Consider the following 25,062-nt stretch of genomic DNA (forward strand, 5'->3'; position numbering starts at 1 on the left):
ATAAATAAGCTCCTATAATCGTTCAAAAATAGTGCGGGTATTAAAACCAAACAAGCGTTCATGCATACGGTAAGCGTATTCATCGGTCATGTTTGCAATGTAATCACAAATCACGCGCTGTGCGGCATTTTCATCTTGCGCGGCAAGGAATAACTGACGATTTTTATTATCCAGTAAACTCGCAGGATTAGAGCTTATTGCTTCAAATAAACGCAGCACAACCGTCTGCCCGCCATATTCAAACGTGCGTGCTTCCTGGGAATCAATCACGTGCTGATAAATAAACTGCACGAGATACTGTAAAAGCTGTTTGGCTTCAGGCAACAACACCATATTATATTTCAACAGATTATTTTCAAAGTGCTCATGGGTGGTCTTAATTCGTGTCGCGGTGATGAAATAATTCACCATTTCACCGATGGCTTGCTTGCGAACATCAATGGCGCAAGAAAACAAGGCGCTGAGTAATTTTTCAGGATTTTTAGCTAAGGCAGTGAGGGAAAGCAATTCACGCAATTCGGGTGTATCAAACTGGCTGCGTTCAATTAAGCGCAGATGAATTGCATCTTCCAAATCATGCACACCATAAGCAATATCATCGGCAATATCCATGATGGAACAATCAAAAGAGCGATAAGCCGCTTTGCCATGTGTATTACCTGCCGGGCTTTGCAGCAACGATTGGAATAAATCGCGATCCTGCTGCGTAAATGCTTGCAGCAGCCAATCTACTTCAGGTTGTTCACAATCAAAATAAGCCTTGGGCGGTAGCCAATCATTAATGCGGATTGTTTTGCTGCAAGATTGTGCCGCATCAGCTACAGTTGTTGCTGCAACACGCGACCAAGGGACCGGGTATTTTAGGATGCCGAGCAAGGTGCGACGTGTTAAATCAAGGCCAAAAGCACCATAACTAGTTTCTACTTTCGTCAATAATCTTAGTGTTTGGCCATTCCCTTCAAAACCGCCATGATGGCGCATCATATAATTTAAAGCTACCTCACCGCCATGGCCGAAAGGCGGGTGCCCGATATCATGCAGTAAGCATACGACGCTGATTAAGTCATCATTCGGCAGCAAACCAGCCAATGCTTGCGTATGCTGTTTACTCGTATTGCGTACGATACTTCGCCCTATTGATGCTACTTCAAGGGAATGCGTCAGGCGGGTGCGATGGAAATCCCCTTCATCCGTCCCTAAAATTTGTGTTTTGCGTTGCAAACGGCGAAATGCAGGGCAATGGATGACCCGAGTTCCGTCTCTTTCATAAGGATCGCGATGATCTTCGTTTCCACGCTGATTCGTCTGGCCTGAACGACGATGAGTCCACATCGGTTAAATCCTGTTATAAATTGCATAATGTATGCCATTAGAAGCTTGGAGACAAGGCTGCCTCAAAGCCTTTTTTGCATTGCACCCGATATTAAAGTTTTTTAAAAAAATGCAGATAACCCTACATGAAAACAAATAAATACATGCGATCTCACCCAATAATAACGATAAGAGGTGCACCATGTTTAAACACCTTAGCATTTTAAAGCTTGCAGTTTGCTCCGCAGCCTTGTCGGGTTGCGTATCCTACAATCCTAATGGGTACACGAATTATCAAACCTACACGTTTGAAGGAACTCCCGTTTATCCTGAAAGCTATGAAGACACTTATACACGGCCGCAAGCCCAGGTATCCGAGAGAAAACAAGTGGAGGTGCCCGACAGTTATCATGTTGGCGCATTCCATTCCCCTGCCTCTCACAAAGACCGCGACCGGGATTGGGTAGCCAGCCAAAACCCGCAAGGTTATACCATTGAATTGGCTGATGACGAAAAAGCATCCTTAGTTGCAGGCAAATTGGTTAAGGCACCCAAAAAAAACCGCATGGCGACTGTTAAATACGAACGCGGTGGCAGGAATTATTACAAAGGATTGTATGGTACTTACCCAAGTTATGAAGAAGCTCAGGAAGCACTGAATGCACTTCCTGAAGATATGAAGCAAGGGGCACAAGTTAAAAATTGGGGCTCCATACAACAAGTGAATGAATAACCGCTATTAACTGGTTAAATTTGCATAAGCGAGCACCAGCCATTTGTTGCCGTGCTCCGCAAATTTTACCTGTACACGGGTATGAGCACCGCTGCCTTCTACAGCCAAAACCACACCTTGGCCAAATTTCGCATGGTGTACAGATTGTCCTAATTTGATTCCCGCTTCATCGGCAGCAGATGGAGCTGCAGAATAGGCTTTATTGTAAGATGAGGGTTGCACCGGTGCTTTTGGCCGCACCTCTTCCAGCAATGCCCCCGGCAATTCACGTAAAAAGCGCGAGGGACGGTGATATTCTTCCCGTCCGTATTGGCGACGAATTTCAGCATACGTCATAACCAATTTTTCCATGGCGCGGGTCATCCCGACATAACAAAGCCGGCGCTCTTCTTCTAAACGTCCCTGCTCTTCAAGAGACTGCTTGCTTGGAAAAATGCCTTCTTCCATCCCTACCAGAAATACCAAAGGAAATTCCAACCCTTTCGCCGCATGCAACGTCATAAGATGTACGCAAACTTCGTGGGGGGAAGCTTGCATCTCCCCGGCTTCCAGCGAAGCATAAGCCAAGAAAGAAACCAGCAATGGCAATTCATTTTCGGCATCGTCTTGCTCATAACGGAATTGTTTTGCGGCATTAATCAATTCCTGCAAGTTTTCTATCCTGGATTCCGCTTTATCACCTTTTACTTTCGTGTAATGGGCATACAAACCGCTGTCATTAATAATAAGCGCAATTTGTTCATCCAGCTCCATTTGCAGAGTGCGCACTTGTAATTGTTTTATCAAGACCATAAAGCCGGATAATGCCACCGCAGCGCGTTGCGTCAATTGCTCGCGGGTTAATAATTGTTGTGCCGCTTGCCACAGTGAACATTGTTCATCTTTCGCAAGTGTGCGAATTTCGTCCAATGTTTTCTCACCAATGCCGCGGGTAGGGAAATTAATGACGCGCTCGAATGAAGCATCATCGTCTGGATTTGCAATAAGGCGCAGGTAAGCAAGTGCATCTTTAACTTCTGCACGCTCGAAAAATCGCACTCCCCCATAGATGCGATAGGCAATCCCCAAGCGCAGCAATGCTTCTTCCAAAAGTCGCGACTGCGCATTGGAACGATACAAAATGGCAATATCCGTCGCATTGCGGCCGCGGTTGATTTCCATGGCAATACGCTCGCTGACGAAGCGTGCTTCTTCCAATTCATTAAACGCACTGTACACGACGATTTTCTCGCCTGCATGCCCAGCCGTCCATAAATTTTTACCCATGCGTGATTGATTATGGGTAATCAATGCATTGGCCGCATGCAAAATAGTGGCTGTAGAGCGATAGTTTTGCTCCAGACGAATCACTTGCGTATTTGCAAAATCCTGGGTAAACCGTTGGATGTTTTCCACTCTGGCTCCACGCCAGCCATAAATGGATTGATCATCATCCCCCACCGCCATGACGGCCGTGCGCGCACCGGCCAAAAGCCGTATCCAGGCATACTGAATCGTATTGGTATCCTGAAACTCATCCACCAAAATGGCATGGAAACGTTGCTGATAATGAGAAAGAAGTTCGGGATTATCCCGCAATAATTCATGACAACGCAGCAAAAGCTCGGCAAAATCAATGACTCCCGACATTTGGCAAGCAGTCTCATAAGCTTGATATATCTGGATGAGGGTACGCACAGGGCCATAAGGAGGAATATGGATATGATTAGGACGCAATCCTTCGTCTTTTCTGCTGTTGACGAAAATCTGAGCTTGCTTGACCGGCCACTGTTCAATATCCAGATTCAGGGAAGTAATGACGCGTTTTAGGAAACGCGCCTGATCGTCGCTGTCTAAGATATGAAATTGTTCAGGCAATTTGGCTTCTCTATGGTGCCTGCGCAAAATGCGGTGGCACAAACCATGGAATGTTCCCACCCATAAACCCTGCACCGGACAAGCCAGCAACTGGCTCAAACGCGCCTTCATTTCCCCTGCTGCCTTATTGGTAAATGTCACTGCTAAAATAGCGTGTGGGGAAATATATTCATGTTCAATCAACCAGGCGATGCGGTTCACCAATACCCGCGTTTTACCACTTCCGGCTCCTGCCAAAACCAGGGTGTTGCCTAATGGAGCTGTTACTGCAAGGCGTTGGTGCTCATTCAAATCATTTAACCAACTTGTCATAAATCTTCCAAAGAAAAAAATCAGGGGACATTATCATAAATTTAAAAAGCAATTACAAAGCAATGCTTGCCGGGCGGGATGAAAATATTACGGTGTCGTTAACACATTACCAACGTTCCCGCTACGTTGGCATCGGTTTTGTCATATACTTTAAGGATAGACTTAAATTGTTGAGTTTTTATGCGCACTCTATTCCCTCCAATTAAGCCCTATCTGTGCCACAAACTCCCTGTTGCCAAGCCCCATGTACTCTATTTTGAAGAAACCGGAAATCCCCATGGGGCGCCTGTGATTGTGCTGCACTCAGGTCCTGGAGCTGGCGGCGATCCGCATCTTAGGCGTTTTTTTGATCCGGAACTTTACCGAATCATTATTTTTGATCAACGCGGTTGTGGTCGTTCAACACCCCATGCCGAGATACGCAAAAACACCACGCAAGATTTATTGGATGATATTGAAAGCATTAAAAATTATTTAAATATCGACCGCTTCGTATTATTCGGTGCTGGCTGGGGTTCCTTGCTCGCCTTGCTTTATGCTGAACAATATCCCCATCAAATTACGGCCTTGTTGCTGCATCAGGTATTTCTGGGGCGACAAGAAGACATCGACTGGTTTTACCAGCATGGCGCCAATCAGATATATCCTGATTACTGGGAGGAATTTATCAGCATGGTTCCCATGGAAAAACGAGATGCAATACCTGAATATTACCGGCAATGCCTGCAAGGTCAAAATGAATTGGCGAGGATGGCTGCTGCGAAAAACTGGGGTTTATGGCAGGCGCACTGCAGCAGCATGCAGCCTCATCACCAGGTCATTGATCAATTCAGCGATCCCCATTTTGCTCTGGCATTAGCCACTGTAGAATCCCATTACATCCAACATCGCTACTTCATCAGGGAAAATCAAGTACTCGAAGACGCTTATAAAATCCGGCATATTCCAAGCTATCTTATTCACGGCCGGTATGATATGGTTTGCCCACTTGCTGGTGCCTGGCTGCTTAATCAAATTCTTCCTGCCTCCAATTTAATTATTGTGCGTGATGCAGGCCATTCGGATCGCGAAGCAGGAATCATTGATGCGCTTATCCAGGCAGGTTATGACATTCTCCGTCGGAGCTTGGATGCATGCTAACGGTTATGCAACGTGTTACCGAAGCTCATGTGGTTGTAGACAATACGATTGTGGGCCAAATAAATCAGGGTTTACTAATCTTGTGTGGCTTTGAAAAGCAAGATGAGATAGATACGCTGCAACGCATGCTGGATAAATGCTTAAATTATCGCGTATTTGCTGATCGCCAGGGCAAGATGAATAAAAGCCTTAAAGAAATTGCCGGCGGGTTATTGCTGGTTCCACAATTTACCCTGGTCGCAGACACAAGCCGCGGCCTTCGCCCCAGTTTTAGCTTGGGCGCCCCTGCAGAACTGGGATGTTTGCTGTTTGCTGAATTGACGAAACTTGCCAGACAATGCCATCCCGCGGTGGCAGCGGGACAATTTGGAGCGGACATGAAAGTCCATCTTTGTAATGACGGTCCTGTTACCTTTACCCTCAAGTTTTAAGCTTTAACTCGCCGTTTATTTGCAAGCCCAGGCATCTGGTTGTAAGATTACATTTCCTATGCGAAAAAACAGAACAATCATGCGTTTAATCGTTAAACCTTTAATCATTTCCTGCATGCTTCTACTCAGTGCATGCATTAAAAAAGGAAGCAACCCGGCTGATCCCTACGAATCGATTAACCGCAAAATCCATGATTTTAACATGGCTTTCGATGCCACGGTGTTAAGACCCCCCGCCATCCTTTATAAAACGGTTATTCCGGCTCCCATCCGCTCCGGAATCAACAATGCTTACAATAATGTAAACATGCTGCCCACGATTGCCAACGATTTATTACAAGCTGAGGGCAATTATGCCATTAAAGATACGTGGCGTTTTCTCATTAACTCAACTTTCGGAATCGCAGGAATTTTTGATGTGGCCAGCCGTTGGGGTCTACCGCCGCATAGCAACGATTTGGGGTTAACCTTTGCCAGATGGGGAAATAAGAATTCTCCTTATGTCGTCATTCCGTTCCTAGGGCCCAGCACCATCCGCGACGGCATGGGTATGCTGTTTGATTATACCTTGTTCACTCCATACCCTTACATTAAATCGGATACGGTAATTTATTCCCTGTTGGGACTTCGCTATGTTGATTTGCGTTCACAAATGCTCGAGACGGATCGATTAATTGCTGAAGCCCTGGACAAATATGCTTTTATCCGCGATGCCTATTTGCAACACCGTAATTACCTGATTACAGGCGAACAAGCAGCAGCTGACGATTCTTTATACGTCGATGGCGATGATGAAGAAGGCCCGGACGCAGAAACGCCTGCAAATGGCACGAAATCAGATTTCCCAATAACCACTGCACACCACGATGTTACACATAGCACTCCTGCAGCCTGAAATCCCGCCAAATACTGGGAATATTATCCGTTTGTGCGCCAACAGCGGCGCACAATTGCATTTAATCCATCCTCTGGCTTTTTCCCTGGATGATAAACGCATGCGCCGGGCCGGATTGGATTATCACGAATGGGCGAGCATCATTCATTATGATCATGCTGAAGAATTTGTTGAGCAAAATAAAGCACGGCGCATTTTTGCCTGCACCACCAAAACCACGCAAAACTATACTGATATACGCTACCAGGATGAAGATATGCTATTATTCGGGCCGGAAACCAGGGGTTTGCCGCAAGACATGCGAGAACAATTTCATGCCATTCGTATTCCCATGCAGCCGAGAAGCCGCAGCCTTAATCTTTCAAATGCCGTAGCAATTATTTTATTTGAAGCTTGGCGGCAGCTAGGATTTAGATGACATTTTTAGCGAAACCATGCTGTTTTACAGCCCCTTTGTCTTCTATTCATGCGGCAATTATGCGAGTGAACTTGCTGCCGTAAAAATCATAAATTGTAATAAAAATCAGGTGTTAAGCTTTTTTGTTCACCAATGCTGCGAGACAGCGCATGTAATCCCCGGCAATATCCAAGCCTGTTGCTGCAGCAATTTCGCGGATGCAAGTGGGGCTGGTTACATTGATTTCAGTAAGGTAATCACCGATCACGTCAATCCCTACAAAATAAAGCCCATGGCTTTGCAAAGTTGGCGCCAGCTGCTCGCAAATCCAGTAATCCCGCTCGCTTAATTCCACGACTTTGCCCTGTGCACCGGCAGCCAGATTGCCGCGCAGCTCGCCAGGTGCAGGTATACGCGCCAAAGCATAGGGGACGGGTTTCCCATCAATCAGTAGAATTCTTTTATCTCCATGCGTATGGATTTCTGGAATATACCATTGTGCCATGATGCTGACGGTTTGCCCGTGCGTTAAAATTTCCAAGATTACGGAAAGGTTATGACCGTCTTCTCCCACATGAAATACATCGCGCCCCCCCATACCTTCCAGGGGTTTAAAAATGACATTGCGGTGTTTTTGCCAGAATTCCTTTAATTGTTTAATGTTGCGGCTGACGAGGGTTAAGGGGCAACATTGCGGGAAATTTAATGTATAAAATTTTTCATTGGCATCCCGCAGGCTTTGCGGCTTGTTGGCTACAATTACCCCCTGTCGTTCTGCTATATCCAAAGCGTAGGTTGCATAAATGTATTCCATATCAAAAGGAGGGTCTTTACGCATTAAAATAATGTCAAAGTAACGCAATGATTTAACCCCGAGAGGACTTGCTTCTGCCCATGCGTGCGCCTGGAGATCGCGTATTGCAAGCGACGAAACATGGGCATAGGCATGCCCTTCCAGACAAAATAAGTCATCGGGGGTAAAATAAAAGCAAGACCAGCCTAATTTTTGCGCGCTTTCAATCATGGCGACAGTTGAGTCTTTATAGGGTTTTAATTTGTGTAGCGGATCCATCAACACGCCAAGCTTCATGATGACCTCAAACTTAATAATGTTATCGATTGATGGCAGCAATTTCTCGAGCTGCTGCCAAAGCTGCCAGGCGGGCAAGAACCCCATATACATAAAACCGGTTCGGGCATTCCACCACCGATAAATCCTTACGCGGCATATTACACGCCTGGGCAAATGCCAGCGGTTCAAATTGCATGCCCGGTGCATTTAAATTCTCAGCTTTGCCTCGGCCTTGGTGTACACGATAAAAGCCGCCGACCACAAATTGTCCAATCATATAAACTACCGGTTCCGCCACAGCACCATTGGGCATGGTTTCAAACGTATATACCCCTTCCTGAATGATCACTTTGCTGACTTTTTGGCTCCCCTTACTCGATGCCATGCGGGTTCGCTGCTTGCGGTTTAATTGCAATAATTCTTGTGCATCATGAATCATCATCACGCTCATACCGTAGGTGCCATTGTCTGCCTTCACAGCCAAAAAAGGCTTTTCAGTAATCCCATAAGTTTTATATTTTTCCCTGATTTGCAGTAATAATTTATCAGCAGCTTCAGCCAATGCCTCCACTCCCGCCTGCGCCATGAAATCAATGCCATCAACTGCAGAAAATAAAGGCGTCAGCAGCCAGGGGTCCATATTAACCAAGTGGGCAAACTCGGCTGCAACTGCAGAAAAATGCGTGAAATGATCCGATTTTAGGCGGGAAGCCCAACCAAGCTTTGCTGTAGGCTGAATGGCTTGCTCAATACCTTGCAAAACATCAGGCAACCCTGAGGACAAATCATTGTTTAATAACAATAAGCATGGTTCAAAATCAACCAAGCCGAGCTTGTTTCCTTTACGCTGCACCGGTTCAAGCAACAAGACATGGCCACTTTGCGTGAAAACCTTGACAGGTTCTGTCAAGTCAGAATTCAGGCTGCCAATGCGTACGATAAATCCCGCCTTGGCGAAAATATCACGCAACACACTTAAGCTTTCAAAATAAAATTGATTACGCGTATGGCTTTCCGGTAATAATAATATCTTTGTACAACTGGGTACTTGTTCTCCGATAACAGCCTGAGCCGCTTGAATGCATAAGGGAAGGAAATCACGGTTTAAATTGTTAAATCCTGCCGGAAATAAGTTGGTATCCACTGGCGATAACTTAAATCCAGCGTGGCGCAAGTCAACCGATGAAGTAATCGGTGCAGGTGTTTCCTGCCAGCGCTGACGGAACCAGGCTTCTATATTGGCAAGCTGGTTTAAAATAACTTCTTCAATGTGATGCAATGGTCCAGAATGAACCGTGGTGAGGTGAGGTACCGGGGTTTCTAAAAATTGCATCCATCCTCCAGATAAACAAAATAATTCTGCATCATTTATGCGCTGGTTTTAAGAAAGCTAGAGTACACGGAATTAATAAAGCCAGGCAATTATAAAATCTTATTTTCTTCTGCTATGATCACTTAGCCAGAATGAAAAGGATAGTTGATGTTACCGGAATTAGCGCAACAGTATAGTAATCAAATTCAAACTTTTTACTATTTATTACTTTTAATTAATTGCATTTTGCACGTCATTTTTGCGGGTGCCGTAGCTCGTGATGCAGGCAGCCTGTATAAGATAGGGCAACGCCCCGTGCTTGTTTCGGCCCCTACCTGGGCATTTGCTACTTTGTTAGGAGGCGTGATGATAGCTGCCATTTACTGGTTCATACATCATTCCACATTAACCCGGCCTATTATTCGAGAGACCAATTATGACCGTCCCCAAGATAAATACCATCAACGTCCATGATTTTAAGAAATTAAGGGATACGGATCCCGATGTTTGTCTTATTGACGTGCGCGAGCCCCATGAGTGGAAAGAAGTGCACATTCCGGGAGCCATGCACATTCCCAAAGACGAATTGACTGCAGTTATTGAAGACAAGGTACCCGAGTACAACCGCCCTATTTATTTACATTGCAAAGGCGGCGTGCGCTCCTTGCATGCCGCACACAGCCTGTTGGCCATGGGCTACCATGAAGTGTATTCCATTGACGGTGGCATCATGGAATGGGAAAAAAGCGGATACCCGGTAAAACGATAACACGATCTCAACTTTTATAAGCTTTTTCCATTCGGAAACTGCTGTTATCGGTAATTGCATAACCAACAAAGCAAAGCCTAATTTTCCAGATGCAAGCCACGGGCTTGCCTTGGTTTTGCTTGCGTTCTTAGCTCAATCTGGGATAATTCATCGCAAACAATCAAATCAGACACTTTATGGGACAGCTAGGACAATTTATTACAAATCATTGGGGGCTATGGCTCGCGTTAGTGGTTATTTTGCTATTGATTTTCATCAATGAAGCCATCAGCCGTAAAAAACGCGGGCAGGAACTATCGCCAAGTGCAGCGGTGGATATGATTAACCATGAAAATGCAATAGTAATTGATTTACGGGATAAAGAAACTTTCCGTGCTGGCCATATCATCAATGCGATTCAGGCTTCCGGTGAAGATTTTACCGAACAGCGGATGGATAAGTATAAAAATAAGGCGCTCATTTTGGTTTGCGCACGGGGTTTGCAATCCCAAACTCTGGTTGCTAAATTACGTGAACTGGGATTTGCTCAGCCTATGGTATTATCAGGTGGCATGGCAGCATGGACAAATGCCGGCCTGCCTGTGGTTAAAAAATAAAATGAAGTTTGCAGATCAGGTTCACAACTTTCTTATAGGATTAATAACAGCATGAATGATCAGAATAACAACAATAATCAACAAGCCCATCCTGCTGAAGTACAATTTATGATTCAGCGTATTTATGTAAAGGACTTATCGTTTGAAACCACCAATACACCGGCAATATTCCAGCAACGGTGGGAGCCTGAATTATCGCTGGATGTAAATACCCAGCACGCTCGCCTGGAAGAAGATGTATATGAAGTGGTACTGACCGTAACCGCCACAGTGAAAAATCAAAATGCCACTGCATTTTTAGTGGAAGTCCACCAAGCTGGTATCTTTACCATTCATGGTGCCCCCGAGCAACAATTGGATCACTTACTGGGAAGCTTCTGCCCCAGCATCCTGTTCCCATACGCGCGCGAAGCCATTACCGCTGAGGTGATTCGCGGCAGCTTCCCGCAATTGGTACTGGCGCCTATTAATTTTGATGCATTATACATGCAGCAACTTGAAGAAAGAAAAAAGGCGGCCGCCGAACAAAATTCAGAAACTGCCCATTAAAAATGACAAAAACCAATACGGTTGCCATCCTGGGTGCCGGCTCCTGGGGCACCGCCGTAGCCATCCATTTAGCTACGGCAGGCCATCGTGTACTCTTGTGGGGGCATGATCCCGAACAGATCAAAGCCATGGCAGAAGCACATTGCAATGTGCGCTACCTGCCAGATTCCCCGTTGCCGCCAAACCTTACCCCCAGCAATGACTTGCAACAATGTTTGACCGAGGCAAACCATGTCATTCTGGCTGTGCCTTCTCACGCTTTTGCCGAAGTACTATCCCAGCTGCCCAAGTCGCAAACCGGCATCTCCTGGCTGACCAAAGGGCTAGATCCCAAGACTCATAAATTATTAAGCGAACTGGTGGCTGAAAAATGGGGGGAAACCTATCCGATGGCGGTCATTTCCGGCCCCTCCTTTGCGCAGGAAGTTGCCCATTTCCTACCTACGGCATTAACCGTGGCCGGTAATGATGCACAGTATTTGCAAAATATAAGGGATATTCTTCACCACAACAATGTCCGCGTTTATTTAAGTGAGGATATGGTGGGGGTGCAACTTTGTGGGGCTGTAAAAAATGTTTTGGCCATTGCCTGCGGGATTAGCGATGGCTTAAATTATGGCGCCAATGCCAAAGCTGCTTTAATCACCCGCGGGCTTGCTGAAATGCGGCGACTGGGCAAGCGTCTCGGAGCCCGCGCGGAAACCTTCATGGGCTTGGCTGGCTTGGGAGACTTGGTGCTCACTTGTACCGACAACCAGTCGCGAAACCGCCGCTTTGGCTTGATGCTTGGCCAAGGAATAAACATTGCAGCGGCTGAAAAACAAATCGGCCAGGTGGTGGAAGGTAAACACAATGCCTCACAAGTATGTGCTCTGGCGGCGCAGTACCATGTAGAAATGCCGATTTGCAACGAAGTGAACAACTTGCTGCAGGAAAAAATTACTCCTGGAAAAGCCGTGGAAAACCTCATGACGCGCCCTCCACGGGAAGAATAATGCCAACTCCCGCGGGCACAACTCACTAAGCTCGCCTTGTCATTTTAGAACTGCACAAGAGGGCAACGCAACGTGTGAATGAGCCAATATTTACCCTCCCACCCATTGCAGTAGCCAAATTGTCAAAAGTCCTTAGTAAATAAAGTAAGGCGCGAAAATGCGCCTCACTTATTTACTAAGGTCAAAATCTTTTACTCTTTGATTTGCTTCTTGGCTATCCTTTGTGCCTGAGTTGAAAAAATTCAAAGAATTTGTACAAGCAAACTCCCATTCTCTGCTCTCTTTTTTAAACAATTTGAGTTGCAACTGTCTTAATTCCGGTAAAACCTTATAAACCAAATTAAGCAACATAGGACTTACAATTTTTTCCCTTAAATCCTTAATTATCCCTTGTTGGACAAGCCCGTTTTGAAAATCAATCAAGGGATCACCATGTTCAAGATAATTTCTGAAATTTCTTAACTCATGATAATAGTTAATTATGTAACCAGGTGGATTTAATTGTTTGAACTCCTTGCATTCTTTAGTTTTCTCCAAATGCTGCAGCGCCTGAGCCGCATTGTATTCAAGGGCGTTACTTAACTTAGGATGGATTTCCAAAAGCTTACTGAGTCCTAATCCCCCTAACTGTAAGTGATAATTATCCCACTTTTCCACAGTATCAAAGGAAAATGCCTCTATTAAATAACCTTCATCAGTTAAAAATTCCTTTATATTTTCAATGGCGTCAATGACAGCCTGCAGACGCTTATTGAAATTTAAAACATGGGACAAATCAGGAACTTCACTAAATCTTTTTGCTACCATGCGAATGGTATCCAACCCCTTAAGTCTGTTGTTACGTTCTTCCAGGCGTTTTTCTTTTTCAAGCTGTGCTTTGCGCCGGGCCTCCATGCGTTCAATTTCTGAAAGTTTCTTACCGCAAGCATCCTGATAAATTTGCACCAAACTGTCATAGCGCTTTTTATCCGCTTTTTTTGCAGGGAGGCAACGGAAAATTTCACCCTTGACCATATTATTGGGCACTTCAGCCATGCCCGCAAAAACGGCTTGACATAATTTGATGAGATGTTCGGGCGTTTGGGTTTCTGTTAACGCCTGGATGAACTTTTCTTCCAATTCAAGCGTGGTTCTTCTTTGGATCACGGGTTTAGCAGCAAGCGAATCATTATCTTCGGCGGTGTCTAATTTAAACTTTAAAATATTAGGCCAAAATTCTTCAGCATTGTCTTCATAAATCCCTATTTTTGCCTCACGGCTGGCTAAAAGCTTAAAAAGCTTACTCCAGAAGTATTTAAAATCTTCCGTTAAAATTTTTTCCATAATGTTTGCATCATTCAATAAACAATCAATTTTGTATTTATTATCGCCTTCGTCCTGGTGAACAATGGTATCCCTCCAGGTAATGAACGCTCGCCAATCGATGCTATCATCGAGGGTCATCAGGAAAGAGGAAAAATTTTTGCCTGTAAGCAGTTCACCAATATTTTCAATAAGACGAAGAATGGCATGCTTGCCCAATTTGGTTGATAAATCAGCCTGTTGCAGCGTAAGTGGCGATAAAACCAGAGCCCGCTCCGGCACCGAGATACTCGATTTTTCAGCCAGACTCGTTATGTTGATCAATTTTACCAAGCTCAATAAATCGGACACATAACCTGTCATAGCTTTGATAACTGGCAAATTAACTACCTTGGCCGGAGTTCCTGTATTTTCGCGTAATTCTTTGCCAATTTCTTTAAAAAAGATAATCAAGTTCGGCACGTCATTCTTAATGATGTCAGGGATAGCTTCTTCGATGATATCCTGATGCATGGTGGCTTCATTTAAAAGGCGTTCGGTGCGTTCCATAATTAGTAAATCAGCATCCTTTAAAAAAGTACTCATGGAAATATAGATGCTCGCCTCAGCGGGAGGGGCTTTGATAAACCCTCCCAATTGTTCGAGCGTTATCCAGGTAAACGGAGCCGGGGACAGGGATTTATGGTGTTTTATGCGGGTGGCAGCTGAAAGATTTTTAATGGTTTGGCTGACCATTTCCAGGATTAGGCGGCATCTTGCTAGGTGATTAAGTTGAAGTATAGAACTATAGGTGGGGGTTAAATTATTTATATTGATAATGAGTTGAGATCCCAGCGTTTGATATGTGTGTAAAAACTCCAGAGCATTGCAAATAAAACTAACCCGGTAGGAATCAAACTTGGCATTTTCCCCATCTTCCTTAAATTGTTTTCTAGGGGGCAAAATCTCCCCATTAGAATAGATCTTACACAAGCTATCCAGGGTTGTGGAGAAAGATTTTTGATAAAATGCATCCATTAGACTGCTTATCTGTTGTCTATTTTTCCAGAAGATATTATATGCAAAAAGGTTTTCTGCTTTGCTGCGGTAATTAAGATAATAAATTAAATCGGCATTCACATTTACGGCTGCATAAATCATAGCATCCAGGTTATCCGCATCTTTATAATTTATATCAATACCAAATAAATTTGCATTTGAAACCAATAGTTTGATGATCTTAAAAGTAACTTTATCTTCCACTTTACAACTCATGCAAGCTTGTAAAAAAGCAGAATTAAACTCATCGCTTTTTAATTTTTTACGGATTTTATCGCCTTGTTTAACAGGGGAAGAATCGAGAAGAAAAAAAATTTCTTGCAGAATTTTAGCGCGCGCAACCGAATTTGAAATTTCCAGGGAATTTAGCATAGGGAGTCTCGAAAAATTACATAAAAAAACAGAAGCAAATTTTGTTTATTTGCGGCAAATATTATACAATAATCAAGATTAATAGCCATGTTTCAAAAAATAAATACAGGAAAACGGGCTATTATTTAGGGGTAAAATTGCGGGTTTGTTCTTCAATTTCTTCGTAAGCTGCTTGCGTACTCTCGTCTCGTTTTCTTAAACTTGCAAAATTTTGCTTGAAATTTTTAGCCCGATCGGCGATTTCATGAATATTTTTTAACGTTTCCATGGCAACATCTGGTTTTTTAAGCGCCTCCTCTACCTTGGTGTAAATCTCATGGATGTGTTTAGGTACGGGCTTGGTTTCGCCGTTTACAGATATTTTTGTACGGCTACCCAGTAATCCTACTTTCCAGTCTGTTGTTTCAATTAACCCTTTGATTTCTTGTAAAGTGTCCCTTGCAGCGGCATTTTCTAAATCGTGCTTTTGGGCAGTTGCATAGTTATTTTTAAACTCCTCAAAGCGTGCGCGGTACATATTGGATCCTTCTCCTCCTTTCTCAAGAGCTATGGAATAGTCAATGAGTTGCTGTGCAGCTTCTTTATCTTGAGCTTCATCCTTAGATAACATGGAAATGGCAGGAGGAGGAGCAGTAACTCCCATACCTGTTGCATAAATTCCCTTTAGCATGCGAACAAACGAATCTAGTGTGATGCGTCCATCTAATGACTGAAAATAGTCCGATAATTTTTGCAAAGGCGTATCAAATCTTTTTGCGATGAAATACTCAATAAAAGCTTGATGCCATTCTTTATCGTCCTGCGGGGCATGAACGCCAGTAGTGTCTTCTATTTTTTTCTTAAATTTGCTGAAAATATCATTAAAACCTACGGCAATATTGGTATGGGGTTCTTGTTCGCCCTGGTGTTTATTGGCCATGGTTGCATCTCTTGGAATACCATGTTTTAAATATAGACAATTTTTGCTCTATCGTCCCAGCTCGCATTCCATAAAGTGTGAGGTTTGGTTTGTAAAAGGAGAAATTTTACGGGTGTAAGCCCTAAGCAATATCAAGCTAAAATTGTAGTGGCTAATCTTTTGGGCGATGCATCTATCTTACCAGTCATGCGGTCTAACGAAGAAGACAACCACACGGCTTATGAAAAACCTTAATCATCATAAAACAATCTGGGAAAACGCCTGCAATATTCTTGCCTTTGGGCTTAAGGATGAAAGACGGCATAAACAATCGCTGCAACTAACTTGAATGGGTTTAAAAAGTTCTTGGATGCACTATTTTTGTCCAAATCCGGTAGTCCTGTTTAAATCTTTAAGTTTACTTTTATAAGCAGATGCATTAATTCGCATCCACCAATTCGATTTCCAGGTGGGAGAGAGGCTCACCCAGGAAAATTTCACCGACATTCTGGAACCGTTTGATGGAGTCGGTTACCAGATAGTGGGCGCTGCCGCCAATTGCCTGTAAATTGAGCAGGTTTTTCGCGGTTAACAGGGATTGTAGAGACGCAGCAGTGGCTTCCGCAGAGTCAACCACGGTGACTGCGGCAGGCAATATTTTACGTAAAAGAGGCTTGAATACGGGAAAATGGGTACACCCCAATAAGAGGGTATCTTCATCGCCAAGATCCGCCAAATAATGCAAAAGAGCAGCTTCGGCAATCGAATTTTCCACCATGCCTTCTTCGGCCAATGCCACCAGCACGCTGCAGGCACGGGCACGAATCATGGCATTGGGAATTTGTGTGCTAATTAATCGCTGGTAAGCATTGGCCGCAATGGTTGTTTCTGTGGCAAGCACGGCAATTTTCTGATTCTTGGTAGCCTTGACGGCAGCGCTTGCACCGGGGGAAACTACCCCTAATACGGGGATATCGGGCAAAAGAGCCTGCAAATGCGGAAGTGCTGCGGTAGTTGCCGTATTGCAGGCAATCACCAAGGCTTTAATGCGGCGTTCAATTAATATTTTTGCCATTTGCACCGCATACTGCTGTACCGTGGCAGGGCTTTTCGTGCCGTAAGGTAGGCGGGCAGTGTCACCTAGATAAATGAATGATTCCTGCGGCAAAGCATCGCGTAAGGCACGCAATACCGTTAAACCACCCATGCCTGAGTCGAAAACACCAATCGCCAATTGTGATGGGTTCATGTTATCCCTTTCAAGTGATTATTATTTTTTGGTAAAGGTATAATTAGCCTTATCCTTTGGATCTTCCTCAGTCTCAAATTTAATCCCTTCTTGCAATTTTTCTTTTTCTTCGATGCTATCAATTTTGGCGGTATTAAACAGTTTTTTTGCTGCTAAAAAATTACTATTTTCCCACTTGACTTCCAGACGTGCCTCCGTCAATTTTTGCACTTCTTTAGCAACCCCTTCCTTGTCGGCCTTGGAAATCAGCGTATCAGGCAAGTGTTTGTTAATATACTTGATATTGAGCTTATTCTGCGTATATGGATTGGTGAAACCTGGCTCTGACGGGACATCGGCGCCGGCAACCGCCATTTTAATTTGGACATTTTTAAAAGCCGGGATATCTTTTTGCAAATAAAGCAGTGCCGCCATGACGCGTGCCGCCTGTTCATGATCCTGGCCGCGTATGGTAATAGCCCCGTCTTTGGGTTCATAACTATTCAAAAGCATGGATGCTTGCTTTAAAGCCACTTGTGCTTTTTCCTTGTCATTCAGGTTTTTGGAAAAATCGGTGACTTTACCCGTATTATCCTGTTTTAAAAAAGCAATTCGGTCAGCCACTATGCCATCATTGGCGGCTTTGGTAGCAAAAACACGGGTGGAAAAAATGGCATCGCCATCGCGTAATTTCTCGCCTTTGAAGGAAGGCTTGGTGTTGCTGTCGGTTTGCAGATTGATTCCATCTTGCAAATTCTGCATTTGCGCCGTTGGTGCTTGCGGCCTGCTGCCTTTTCTCACCAATTCATCCTGGAACTCAAATAACTGGCCGCCGGCACTGGTTAAGACAGCTTTTTCCTTAACTGGTACGGCAGGATATTTTTGCTTAAACTGCGCCTCGACCTGGGTAAAATCGCGCTTTGCCCTGTCATATAAGCCTTTAATTTCTTCATAAGATTCGTTTATTCTCTTTTTATCTTCTGCAGTATCTTCAACACCGTCAAACAAGGCGGTGGATTTTTTCTGCAAGTGTTCTACTTGCTGATAAGCTTTTTTAATTTTTTCAAAATTAGTTTTTATCTCATTGTAGATACCCTCGATCTGCTGTTTCGCGATCCTGTCTTCCTTGATTTTGCTTTCAAAATCCTGGATCTTGGCAAGCCATTGCGCATTGTCCTGGGCTTTTCCTGCCTGAGCACTGTAAAATTCGGCAAGCTGTGCCTGCAGGGAAGCAAGCTTTACTTGCGCGTCTTTTTTTTGCGTTGGGGCATCGCCCAACTCCTTTGTACTTTGCTCGGCTAAAAAATAAGCATCATTAAGGCCATCCAGATTTTTTTCAGCTTCATCCACAAGAGGAGCCAGGTGGGCAATATCGGCATCAGCATCTTCCGTCTCCTCATACTCTTCTATCCCGGTAATAGCCTCGGACTTTCCTTCAATGACTTTTGCGATATTTGCAAAAACATGTTCGCTTTGCAACAAAGTTGTTATTTCTAGCAATTTTTCATCGAACCCGATAACCTTAGCTTTTACATCTTCGTCTTCTTGCAATGCCCCATACTTAGCCACATGTTCTCTTTTTTCAGTAAGCTCGCGAATATTTTTAGCAGCCTTGGAAACATGGGTGGCGGCAATTTCAGCAACCACCTCGTTTTCGCTATTTAATGTCTGTAAAGCTTCCATGGCGCTCCGGTGTTTTGCCGCTACCGTCACGGTAATGCCTGTTTGGGGCGTGTCAAATTCCTTGATAATCTTTGCGAGTGCAACTTCTCTGGCTTTTTTCTGAATTCTTCCTACCGCTTCGTCAGAAAGGATAACCAAATCAGCATTTTTTTGTACTTCAGTAAAAAAATCTGCGAACTTATCTTTTATTACTGCACGCAGTTGGCCGGCATTCTTACCCGTGTCTGTGAGCGCCTGCCAATCTTGAAAGTTACCTGGTGCGAGCGCCAAAATCACGCGTTTTTCAGCCGCCAGCTTCTGTAACGCCTCAAATTTATTCGCATCAGCATGCGGGTCAACACCAGCCTCTGCAAGATCGCCTGGTTTAAAAAACTCTTCAGAAACGAGTGCTTGCATCGGATCTTTTTTGCCAGCAGCTAGTTTAAATTCATTAAACGAAGTAGCTTTGACTAAAGATTCTAAAGCTTTTTTTTGTTTGTCCGCTTTAACTGCATCATTATCCAATTTATCCAAATTGTTTAACGCGTCCAAAAGAAGTTGATTCTTGTTTATAGCCATAAGAAAGCTCCTACCTCGTTCAATGACTCTATTTTAAAACGGCAATGCTTAACACTTTATTAATTTGTCATATAACAAAACATAATGGTTACTTTGGCGCTATAAGAGTTTATTAAAAATGAATTCTGTTTAGTTAGTATAGCAAGGGATTAAAATTTTAACTTAAATAAATGGAAGATGGCATTAACCCAGTAAAAAACGGAAGTTTTTCTGGATTTCATTTAAATCAAATTTGTTTAAATACAAGGAAAAACTCATCCAGGCGCTCAGCGCTGCCAAGTCGCGGAATTGTGGAGGTAAATAAACCGGGTCGGTTAACCAGCCATGTTCTTTTATTTCGCGCAGCAAGGGCAAATCATCCAACACCAGTTTGCCCGTAAACAATAAGGGGATGGCATCAATCCGGTGCTGGCTGATGGCAAAACGGATGAAGTTATAAATAATCACGAAACCTTTGGCGTAAGACAAATCCTTGGTAAACGGGCCGCCGGTGGGAATGCTGCCGCGGAAGACGCGCACGCTTTGCTTGTAACTGTCTTCTTCACTAAGGCCGCAATCCAGAAAATAATGATAAATATCCAAAAAATCAGCGCCATGCGTGACTTTATCGAGTGCTATTACACGGTTGGTGATACGGCGCATGCGGCCTGGATTGGAGGAAAAACTGATGACTTCGGTAATGACAGCCAAGCCTTCCTGGATGACACTGCTTGAAGGCGAACCTTTGGAGAGAAAAAAACAGTAAGGCTGTAAAGCGCCGTTTAATGTAGTACCTACATGCACCCAGCCTTCATGCACTTCAAGATATTGCAAATCACGGTCGCTGAACATGACTTTTTGACTCAATTTAATGGTATCAGCACCGGCAGCGGCATCGGCTATCATGTCGTCGCTGACCATCACCGTCACATTGCCTGGATGCTGATTGAAGAACGTACTCAACCTCGCTTGCAGGATTTCCTGGGCTTGTTCAGCGGTATAACGTTTTACGTCTGCTTCCGATTGCAATTGCACATCCAGTACGGTCAAAATATCAAACAGCAAAGAGCCTAATTGTGACATCCGCGGCCCGCCTGCATAAAACGCATCGTCCGGGCTGCCATATAATTCCATCGCCAATTCGCAAAACGTCGGTGTACCGCGGGCTGCCAGCATATGCACTGCCCGGATGTATTCATCGCACTGGCGCCTGATAAGGCGCGTAACCGGAGAATATTGTCCAAGTTGATTTTGTGCGTCACGTAAAATAGAGCGAAATTCCTCAACCTTTTCCTGTACGTCAAAGGGCAGAGGGCGGTTTTGATAATACCCTGCATCTACAGCTGGAAGCTTCTTGCCTTTATGGCGAAAAAAATCTTCTTTAATGCTTTCATCCCATTTAATGCTGTCAAGAATACGGATCCGCCGCTGCGCTTCCACAATGCGTTGTGATAACTCCTGTATCACTGCTAATTCAGCATCTTGTTCTGACATCGCCAATCCTTAATTTTTCGGAGGCTGTATGCTCACCTGTGCATCTTGGTTTTGGGCAGGTAAATTATAAAAATAACTGAGATTACCGTCCGTCAATGGCGGCGGCACAACAACATTTGGCCCGTTACGGCTTTGTAAGTATTGCTTCTCACCATTGCTGGTGTAATAGGAAGCACATGCGCTCAGCAACAACACGGGCATGACCATTAGTATGATTTTCTGCACAACTACCTCTACACAACTAATAAAAAGTGTATCTTACTGTAAATATAATCTATTTTATTACAATAAGGCTAAAAAAGCTTCTTAATTCCATGGATATAGGGACATGCCGGCCTTTCCAAAGCTTAAATTAAGCGTAGCGTTTGCAAGATTTGCTGCAAAGATTGCTGCTGCTCTGAAGATAGGCTTGTCAATGGCAAACGGATTTCCTCACCAATCAAATTCATTTGATGAGCAGCCCATTTTACCGGGATTGGGTTCGCTTCAATAAACATCATTTGGTGCAACGGCATTAATTGTTCATGCAACTTAAGGCAAGTAGTTTCATCCCTATCAAGAGCAGCATCACATAATTTAGCCATATGTTTTGGGGCTATATTGGCTGTGACCGAGATGACCCCTTTTGCACCTGCCAACATCCATTGTGCAGCAGTTAAATCATCCCCGCTGTACACATCCATACTCTCGTGGCAATCATTCAGGATTTGCTGTAAACGCGTCATGCTGCCGGTGGCTTCTTTAATGCCAATGATGTTTGAAATTTTCGCCAATCTTGCCACCGTTTCAGGCAATAAATCACAAGCCGTGCGGCCAGGCACATTGTAAAGAATGATGGGAACAGCCACACTATGGGCGATTTGACTGTAATGCTGGTATAAGCCTTCCTGCGTAGGCTTGATGTAAGCAGGAGTCATAATAAGGGCTGCATCGATGCCGCATTCCATGGCTTCTTGCGTCAATTGCACACATTCTTTCGTAGCATTGGCTGCCGTACCTGCGATTACCGGAATGCGCTCTTTAGCTTGCTCCACGACCGTTCTTATCACTAATAATTTTTCTTCATGGTTTAATGTGCCGGCTTCGCCAGTCGTTCCTGCCGCCACGATTCCATGCGTGCCCGCCTCGATATGGAATTCAACGAGTTCCCGCAAACGCTCTATATCTATCTTGTCATCCCGCAAGGGGGTTACTAATGCGACGATGCTGCCTCGAAACATAATGTCCTCATAGCTTTTTAATGATGTATTCAATACTAAACGGAGTGTGGAGGTTTAACAAGCTCGCAGAAATCATCAGTAAGCTAAACGATTATCAGGAATGCATTCACGAAAAATATCCTATTTATCGCGCGGCGCTAACAAGCTGCTTTTTTACTTTCATGAGCCTGGGGAACCGTGTAGAGCCTTCGAAAAACCCTGACTGCCCGGCAATGTCCAAATAAATGTTTTCCTCACAAACGCAATAATTGCTCTTTTTTTGATCTTTATTTTTAAATTTTGTACTAATATGAGTAGTGAAGGAAAAATAAGTTCAATCAAGAGGAATGAAATTATGAAACATGTAACTAAATCATTGTTGTTGGCAAGTGCATTTACAGCATTGGTGAGTTGTACTTCAACCCAAGTGGGTACCACAGCCGGAGCTGCAGCTGGTGCAGGTCTTGGCTATGCGGTAAGCGGAGGTACTGCCTTGGGAACAGTGATTGGTGCTGGTGCTGGCGCACTGATTGGTAATCAAGTCGGCCAATCCCAAGAAAGACGTTATTATCGCCGAGGCGGCTATTACTACTATTATTAACAGCCAGATGTTTCTTTTTAATAAGGGCGGTTATCCGCCCTTATTCCAAACTGATTAGCAGGATTTAATTTTTTAATTCCGGGGTTTGTTTTTCTTGCTCATTATCCTTTGTTGTGGCATTTCCTCCTGAAAAATATCCAAACAACGAGCGGCCTAAACTTGCAACTCCCTTAACTGCACCTTTTGTGTAATCACCAAACTGATAAGAACTTGCGGGAAGAGTTTCAGCTTGTTGTTCATTTATAGGGGTAACGACAGGTTTTTGTTCGACCGAGCGATAATTCCATACTTTGCTAAAAATAGCACGGGTATAATCGCCAAACTGATATTTTCTCTCAACCGATTCATTTGCTTTCGCAAGCCGCACTTCCACGGATTTAACAAATTCCGTTATATATTCATGGTTTGGTGCTTCCTTATTTTTTGCCAATTCTTTCAATAACAATAAATAGCGTGGGCCGCGCTGTATCGGAGTTACAAGGTGAGGAAGCAGTCCCTGCTTATTCTCATTGTTTTGGCGCATGTAATGATGTACATCAGTAAATTCTTTGGGGTTTTTGTCCATCTCCTGGGTATATTCCTTAAACAAGGGGGCATAAGCTTCATAAGCTTTAAAAAATTTATCTAATAGCTCGGCCCTGTTTTTACGCAGCAAGTTTGCATCCTCGCAAGATCCTTTGGAAAGGTCCAATGTGGCTGTCTTTTCCAGGTGGGTTAAAAGCTCGTCAGAGACTGTTTTTAGTGCTTCTGTAGCCGGTTTTATCTTGAGTAGGAGGGCGTGATTTCCAGTCAGTTTTTCCTGGCTTAATGCTGTAATTATAAGAGCCAGGGCTTTATTATACGTTCCTTCAGTCGCGATGATTTCCTTAAAAACATTATCTTTAGATAAATCAGAACTGTTATTTTGCATAATCACCCTCTGTAGTAAATGACGATTTTTAATTTAAATTGCGCATTTATAGTACCATAAATTTTAATCTGAGTGAATATTATTTAAACATATAATTTGTTTGCAGTTCATATTGAAAAATTACTAATGGATTTTAAAGCCGGCGAGGTCAGAAGCGAATCTTTTTACAATAAAGAATTTTTGGAAATGCACACAGCATCTATGGATGCCATAGCCAAGCTTGTTTAACTGGCAAGAAGAACCAAGGACAAACTTTTTAAAATTTACCATCATCCTCAGGCTCAATGCTCAAACCTGCTCCCATATCCCCACCTCCCTCTTCCGCTAAACGAATTTTCAAGCCTACATTATTGCGGGAATCGGCATAGCGGATAGCATTTTCTTTGCTGATTTTGCCACTTTTATATAAATTGAATAAGGCTTGATCGAACGTCTGCATGCCTTGTTCGGTGCTGCGCGCCATGACATCCTTGATTTCTTCAATTTTTCCCTTCTCAATCAAATCTGAAATGTATGGTGAATTTAATAATATTTCCACGGCCGGGATGCGTTTTTCGTGCAAACCAGGAATTAATCTTAAGGAAATAATGGCTCTTAAATTTAAGGAAAGATCAAGCAGCAATTGCTGTTTTGCTTCTTCAGAAAAAAAATTGATGATGCGATCCATGGTTTGGTTCGCGTTATTGGCATGCAGCGTCGACAAGCATAAATGACCGGTTTCAGCATAAGCAATGGCATGTTTCATTGTGTGTCGATCGCGGATTTCCCCAATTAATATTACATCGGGCGCCTCGCGCATGGCATTTTTTAAGGCATTATCATACGATAAGGTATCGATTCCTACTTCGCGCTGATCCACGATGGATTTTTTATGATGGTGGATGAACTCAATCGGATCTTCAATGGTTAAAATATGCCCGCAATAATTGCTGTTGCGATAATCAATCATGGCGGCAAGCGTCGTGGATTTACCGGAACCCGTTGCACCCACTACCAGCACCAGCCCGCGTTGCTCCATGACAATGGAACTTAGCAGAGGTGGTAAGTTTAAATCAGAAAAAGAAGGGATACTACCCTTGATGTAGCGGACCACCATAGCAATCTCGCCGCGTTGACGAAATAAATTGATGCGGTATCGGCCGACATTTTCCACGGAGATAGCCATGTTTAATTCCATGGTACCTTCAAATTCTTTTTGTTGGGCATCATTCATGACAGACGATGCGATTTCCTGCATTTGATGAGACTTCAATGGGACTTGCCCAAGTGGGGAAGTTTTCCCCTCGATTTTGATGTAGGGGGGCGCGCCCACACTAAAAAACAAATCTGAGGCACCGCGATCCACCATCAGTTTAAAGAAAGGAACAATATCCATATTTTTCCTTAAATTTATGCGAAAGCAAAAAATAAACTGCACAATTATTTTATTTA

The 25,062-nt window shown here is 43.8% G+C and carries 24 protein-coding genes; 11 read left to right on the top strand and 13 right to left on the bottom strand.

Annotated elements, in window-relative coordinates; all coding sequences use genetic code 11:
• Positions 1-12 precede the first annotated feature (12 nt).
• On the bottom strand, positions 13-1,332 hold the full coding sequence (locus tag NKV53_RS01675; protein ID WP_126953793.1) for an anti-phage deoxyguanosine triphosphatase: 1,320 nt from the start codon (positions 1,330-1,332) through the stop codon (positions 13-15).
• 181 nt (positions 1,333-1,513) lie between these two features.
• On the opposite strand from NKV53_RS01675, the gene NKV53_RS01680 reads away from it, so the two are divergent.
• A complete protein-coding gene (locus tag NKV53_RS01680; protein ID WP_127057495.1) occupies positions 1,514-2,044 on the top strand; it encodes an SPOR domain-containing protein in 531 nt (176 codons plus the stop codon).
• A gap of 6 nt (positions 2,045-2,050) precedes the next feature.
• Here the strand turns inward: NKV53_RS01680 and uvrD are convergent, their stop codons facing one another.
• Complete coding sequence (uvrD, locus tag NKV53_RS01685; RefSeq protein WP_253350590.1) at positions 2,051-4,213, bottom strand: DNA helicase II; 2,163 nt, start codon at positions 4,211-4,213, stop codon at positions 2,051-2,053.
• A gap of 180 nt (positions 4,214-4,393) precedes the next feature.
• On the opposite strand from uvrD, the gene pip reads away from it, so the two are divergent.
• From pip to trmL, 4 genes are all read left to right on the top strand, one after another.
• Positions 4,394-5,353 (top strand): prolyl aminopeptidase, encoded by a 960-nt coding sequence (gene pip / locus NKV53_RS01690; RefSeq protein ID WP_127057493.1) that lies wholly within the window; start codon positions 4,394-4,396, stop codon positions 5,351-5,353.
• The gene (gene dtd / locus NKV53_RS01695) at positions 5,347-5,784 is read left to right on the top strand and encodes a D-aminoacyl-tRNA deacylase (protein WP_126953797.1); all 438 of its coding nucleotides are present in this window, start codon (positions 5,347-5,349) and stop codon (positions 5,782-5,784) included. Before pip ends, dtd begins: the two co-directional genes overlap by 7 nt.
• Positions 5,785-5,863: 79 nt before the next feature.
• Positions 5,864-6,679: a VacJ family lipoprotein gene (locus NKV53_RS01700; protein WP_126953863.1), complete on the top strand. Its 816-nt coding sequence runs from the start codon at positions 5,864-5,866 to the stop codon at positions 6,677-6,679.
• On the top strand, positions 6,651-7,097 hold the full coding sequence (gene trmL / locus NKV53_RS01705) for a tRNA (uridine(34)/cytosine(34)/5-carboxymethylaminomethyluridine(34)-2'-O)-methyltransferase TrmL (RefSeq protein ID WP_127057492.1): 447 nt from the start codon (positions 6,651-6,653) through the stop codon (positions 7,095-7,097). The genes NKV53_RS01700 and trmL overlap by 29 nt, the downstream gene beginning before the upstream one ends.
• 112 nt (positions 7,098-7,209) lie before the next feature.
• On the opposite strand, the gene gshB is transcribed toward trmL, so the two are convergent.
• Positions 7,210-8,166 carry a glutathione synthase gene (gshB, locus tag NKV53_RS01710; protein ID WP_127057491.1) on the bottom strand — a complete coding sequence of 319 codons (957 nt, stop codon included), beginning with the start codon at positions 8,164-8,166 and terminating at the stop codon, positions 7,210-7,212.
• 22 nt (positions 8,167-8,188) lie between these two features.
• On the bottom strand, positions 8,189-9,481 hold the full coding sequence (gene gshA / locus NKV53_RS01715) for a glutamate--cysteine ligase (RefSeq protein WP_127057490.1): 1,293 nt from the start codon (positions 9,479-9,481) through the stop codon (positions 8,189-8,191).
• 147 nt (positions 9,482-9,628) lie between these two features.
• Here gshA and NKV53_RS01720 point away from each other — a divergent pair, with 147 nt between their 5' ends.
• From NKV53_RS01720 to NKV53_RS01740, 5 genes are all read left to right on the top strand, one after another.
• The gene (locus NKV53_RS01720) at positions 9,629-9,934 is read left to right on the top strand and encodes a hypothetical protein (RefSeq protein WP_126953801.1); all 306 of its coding nucleotides are present in this window, start codon (positions 9,629-9,631) and stop codon (positions 9,932-9,934) included.
• Positions 9,897-10,229, top strand: a complete 333-nt coding sequence (locus NKV53_RS01725) for a rhodanese-like domain-containing protein (protein WP_126953802.1) — start codon at positions 9,897-9,899, stop codon at positions 10,227-10,229. The genes NKV53_RS01720 and NKV53_RS01725 overlap by 38 nt, the downstream gene beginning before the upstream one ends.
• A 176-nt stretch (positions 10,230-10,405) precedes the next feature.
• On the top strand, positions 10,406-10,825 hold the full coding sequence (locus NKV53_RS01730; RefSeq protein ID WP_126953803.1) for a rhodanese-like domain-containing protein: 420 nt from the start codon (positions 10,406-10,408) through the stop codon (positions 10,823-10,825).
• A gap of 51 nt (positions 10,826-10,876) precedes the next feature.
• A complete protein-coding gene (gene secB / locus NKV53_RS01735; RefSeq protein ID WP_127057489.1) occupies positions 10,877-11,374 on the top strand; it encodes a protein-export chaperone SecB in 498 nt (165 codons plus the stop codon).
• Between the two features lie 2 nt (positions 11,375-11,376).
• Positions 11,377-12,369 (top strand): NAD(P)H-dependent glycerol-3-phosphate dehydrogenase, encoded by a 993-nt coding sequence (locus tag NKV53_RS01740; protein WP_127033397.1) that lies wholly within the window; start codon positions 11,377-11,379, stop codon positions 12,367-12,369.
• Positions 12,370-12,537: 168 nt separating this feature from the next.
• Here NKV53_RS01740 and NKV53_RS01745 read toward each other — a convergent pair whose 3' ends face one another.
• The 7 genes from NKV53_RS01745 to dapA all read right to left on the bottom strand — a co-directional run bounded on the left by NKV53_RS01745 (position 12,538) and on the right by dapA (position 22,141).
• A complete protein-coding gene (locus NKV53_RS01745; RefSeq protein WP_127057067.1) occupies positions 12,538-15,081 on the bottom strand; it encodes a hypothetical protein in 2,544 nt (847 codons plus the stop codon).
• Positions 15,082-15,202: 121 nt separating this feature from the next.
• Positions 15,203-16,000 carry a hypothetical protein gene (locus NKV53_RS01750; RefSeq protein ID WP_127033425.1) on the bottom strand — a complete coding sequence of 266 codons (798 nt, stop codon included), beginning with the start codon at positions 15,998-16,000 and terminating at the stop codon, positions 15,203-15,205.
• 418 nt (positions 16,001-16,418) lie between these two features.
• On the bottom strand, positions 16,419-17,228 hold the full coding sequence (murI, locus tag NKV53_RS01755; protein ID WP_127033423.1) for a glutamate racemase: 810 nt from the start codon (positions 17,226-17,228) through the stop codon (positions 16,419-16,421).
• A 21-nt stretch (positions 17,229-17,249) separates the two neighbouring features.
• A complete protein-coding gene (locus NKV53_RS01760; protein WP_253350591.1) occupies positions 17,250-19,448 on the bottom strand; it encodes a hypothetical protein in 2,199 nt (732 codons plus the stop codon).
• Between the two features lie 183 nt (positions 19,449-19,631).
• Positions 19,632-20,921: a flavohemoglobin expression-modulating QEGLA motif protein gene (locus tag NKV53_RS01765; RefSeq protein ID WP_126953810.1), complete on the bottom strand. Its 1,290-nt coding sequence runs from the start codon at positions 20,919-20,921 to the stop codon at positions 19,632-19,634.
• 9 nt (positions 20,922-20,930) lie between these two features.
• The gene (locus NKV53_RS01770) at positions 20,931-21,122 is read right to left on the bottom strand and encodes a hypothetical protein (protein WP_256478777.1); all 192 of its coding nucleotides are present in this window, start codon (positions 21,120-21,122) and stop codon (positions 20,931-20,933) included.
• 146 nt (positions 21,123-21,268) lie between these two features.
• On the bottom strand, positions 21,269-22,141 hold the full coding sequence (dapA, locus tag NKV53_RS01775) for a 4-hydroxy-tetrahydrodipicolinate synthase (protein ID WP_126953812.1): 873 nt from the start codon (positions 22,139-22,141) through the stop codon (positions 21,269-21,271).
• Between the two features lie 334 nt (positions 22,142-22,475).
• On the opposite strand from dapA, the gene NKV53_RS01780 reads away from it, so the two are divergent.
• A complete protein-coding gene (locus NKV53_RS01780) occupies positions 22,476-22,721 on the top strand; it encodes a glycine zipper domain-containing protein (RefSeq protein ID WP_126953813.1) in 246 nt (81 codons plus the stop codon).
• A 64-nt stretch (positions 22,722-22,785) separates the two neighbouring features.
• Here the strand turns inward: NKV53_RS01780 and NKV53_RS01785 are convergent, their stop codons facing one another.
• Both NKV53_RS01785 and NKV53_RS01790 read right to left on the bottom strand, forming a co-directional pair.
• Positions 22,786-23,631 carry a RhoGEF domain-containing protein gene (locus NKV53_RS01785; RefSeq protein WP_253350592.1) on the bottom strand — a complete coding sequence of 282 codons (846 nt, stop codon included), beginning with the start codon at positions 23,629-23,631 and terminating at the stop codon, positions 22,786-22,788.
• Between the two features lie 256 nt (positions 23,632-23,887).
• Positions 23,888-25,006 carry a PilT/PilU family type 4a pilus ATPase gene (locus NKV53_RS01790; protein ID WP_127033417.1) on the bottom strand — a complete coding sequence of 373 codons (1,119 nt, stop codon included), beginning with the start codon at positions 25,004-25,006 and terminating at the stop codon, positions 23,888-23,890.
• Between the last annotated feature and the right edge of the window lie 56 nt (positions 25,007-25,062).

Origin of the sequence: Legionella sp. 27cVA30 (assembly GCF_024160945.1) — a bacterium.
Lineage (GTDB): Bacteria > Pseudomonadota > Gammaproteobacteria > Legionellales > Legionellaceae > Legionella_A > Legionella_A septentrionalis.

Excerpts from the sequence above, each read along its gene's own strand:
- NKV53_RS01675 (WP_126953793.1), bottom strand. The coding sequence starts at position 1,332 with ATGTGGACTCATCGTCGTTCAGGCCAGACGAATCAGCGTGGAAACGAA.
- NKV53_RS01680 (WP_127057495.1), top strand. The coding sequence starts at position 1,514 with ATGTTTAAACACCTTAGCATTTTAAAGCTTGCAGTTTGCTCCGCAGCC.
- uvrD (WP_253350590.1), bottom strand. The coding sequence starts at position 4,213 with ATGACAAGTTGGTTAAATGATTTGAATGAGCACCAACGCCTTGCAGTA.
- pip (WP_127057493.1), top strand. The coding sequence starts at position 4,394 with ATGCGCACTCTATTCCCTCCAATTAAGCCCTATCTGTGCCACAAACTC.
- dtd (WP_126953797.1), top strand. The coding sequence starts at position 5,347 with ATGCTAACGGTTATGCAACGTGTTACCGAAGCTCATGTGGTTGTAGAC.
- NKV53_RS01700 (WP_126953863.1), top strand. The coding sequence starts at position 5,864 with ATGCGTTTAATCGTTAAACCTTTAATCATTTCCTGCATGCTTCTACTC.
- trmL (WP_127057492.1), top strand. The coding sequence starts at position 6,651 with ATGTTACACATAGCACTCCTGCAGCCTGAAATCCCGCCAAATACTGGG.
- gshB (WP_127057491.1), bottom strand. The coding sequence starts at position 8,166 with ATGAAGCTTGGCGTGTTGATGGATCCGCTACACAAATTAAAACCCTAT.
- gshA (WP_127057490.1), bottom strand. The coding sequence starts at position 9,481 with ATGCAATTTTTAGAAACCCCGGTACCTCACCTCACCACGGTTCATTCT.
- NKV53_RS01720 (WP_126953801.1), top strand. The coding sequence starts at position 9,629 with ATGTTACCGGAATTAGCGCAACAGTATAGTAATCAAATTCAAACTTTT.
- NKV53_RS01725 (WP_126953802.1), top strand. The coding sequence starts at position 9,897 with ATGACCGTCCCCAAGATAAATACCATCAACGTCCATGATTTTAAGAAA.
- NKV53_RS01730 (WP_126953803.1), top strand. The coding sequence starts at position 10,406 with ATGGGACAGCTAGGACAATTTATTACAAATCATTGGGGGCTATGGCTC.
- secB (WP_127057489.1), top strand. The coding sequence starts at position 10,877 with ATGAATGATCAGAATAACAACAATAATCAACAAGCCCATCCTGCTGAA.
- NKV53_RS01740 (WP_127033397.1), top strand. The coding sequence starts at position 11,377 with ATGACAAAAACCAATACGGTTGCCATCCTGGGTGCCGGCTCCTGGGGC.
- NKV53_RS01745 (WP_127057067.1), bottom strand. The coding sequence starts at position 15,081 with ATGCTAAATTCCCTGGAAATTTCAAATTCGGTTGCGCGCGCTAAAATT.
- NKV53_RS01750 (WP_127033425.1), bottom strand. The coding sequence starts at position 16,000 with ATGGCCAATAAACACCAGGGCGAACAAGAACCCCATACCAATATTGCC.
- murI (WP_127033423.1), bottom strand. The coding sequence starts at position 17,228 with ATGAACCCATCACAATTGGCGATTGGTGTTTTCGACTCAGGCATGGGT.
- NKV53_RS01760 (WP_253350591.1), bottom strand. The coding sequence starts at position 19,448 with ATGGCTATAAACAAGAATCAACTTCTTTTGGACGCGTTAAACAATTTG.
- NKV53_RS01765 (WP_126953810.1), bottom strand. The coding sequence starts at position 20,921 with ATGTCAGAACAAGATGCTGAATTAGCAGTGATACAGGAGTTATCACAA.
- NKV53_RS01770 (WP_256478777.1), bottom strand. The coding sequence starts at position 21,122 with ATGCCCGTGTTGTTGCTGAGCGCATGTGCTTCCTATTACACCAGCAAT.
- dapA (WP_126953812.1), bottom strand. The coding sequence starts at position 22,141 with ATGTTTCGAGGCAGCATCGTCGCATTAGTAACCCCCTTGCGGGATGAC.
- NKV53_RS01780 (WP_126953813.1), top strand. The coding sequence starts at position 22,476 with ATGAAACATGTAACTAAATCATTGTTGTTGGCAAGTGCATTTACAGCA.
- NKV53_RS01785 (WP_253350592.1), bottom strand. The coding sequence starts at position 23,631 with ATGCAAAATAACAGTTCTGATTTATCTAAAGATAATGTTTTTAAGGAA.
- NKV53_RS01790 (WP_127033417.1), bottom strand. The coding sequence starts at position 25,006 with ATGGATATTGTTCCTTTCTTTAAACTGATGGTGGATCGCGGTGCCTCA.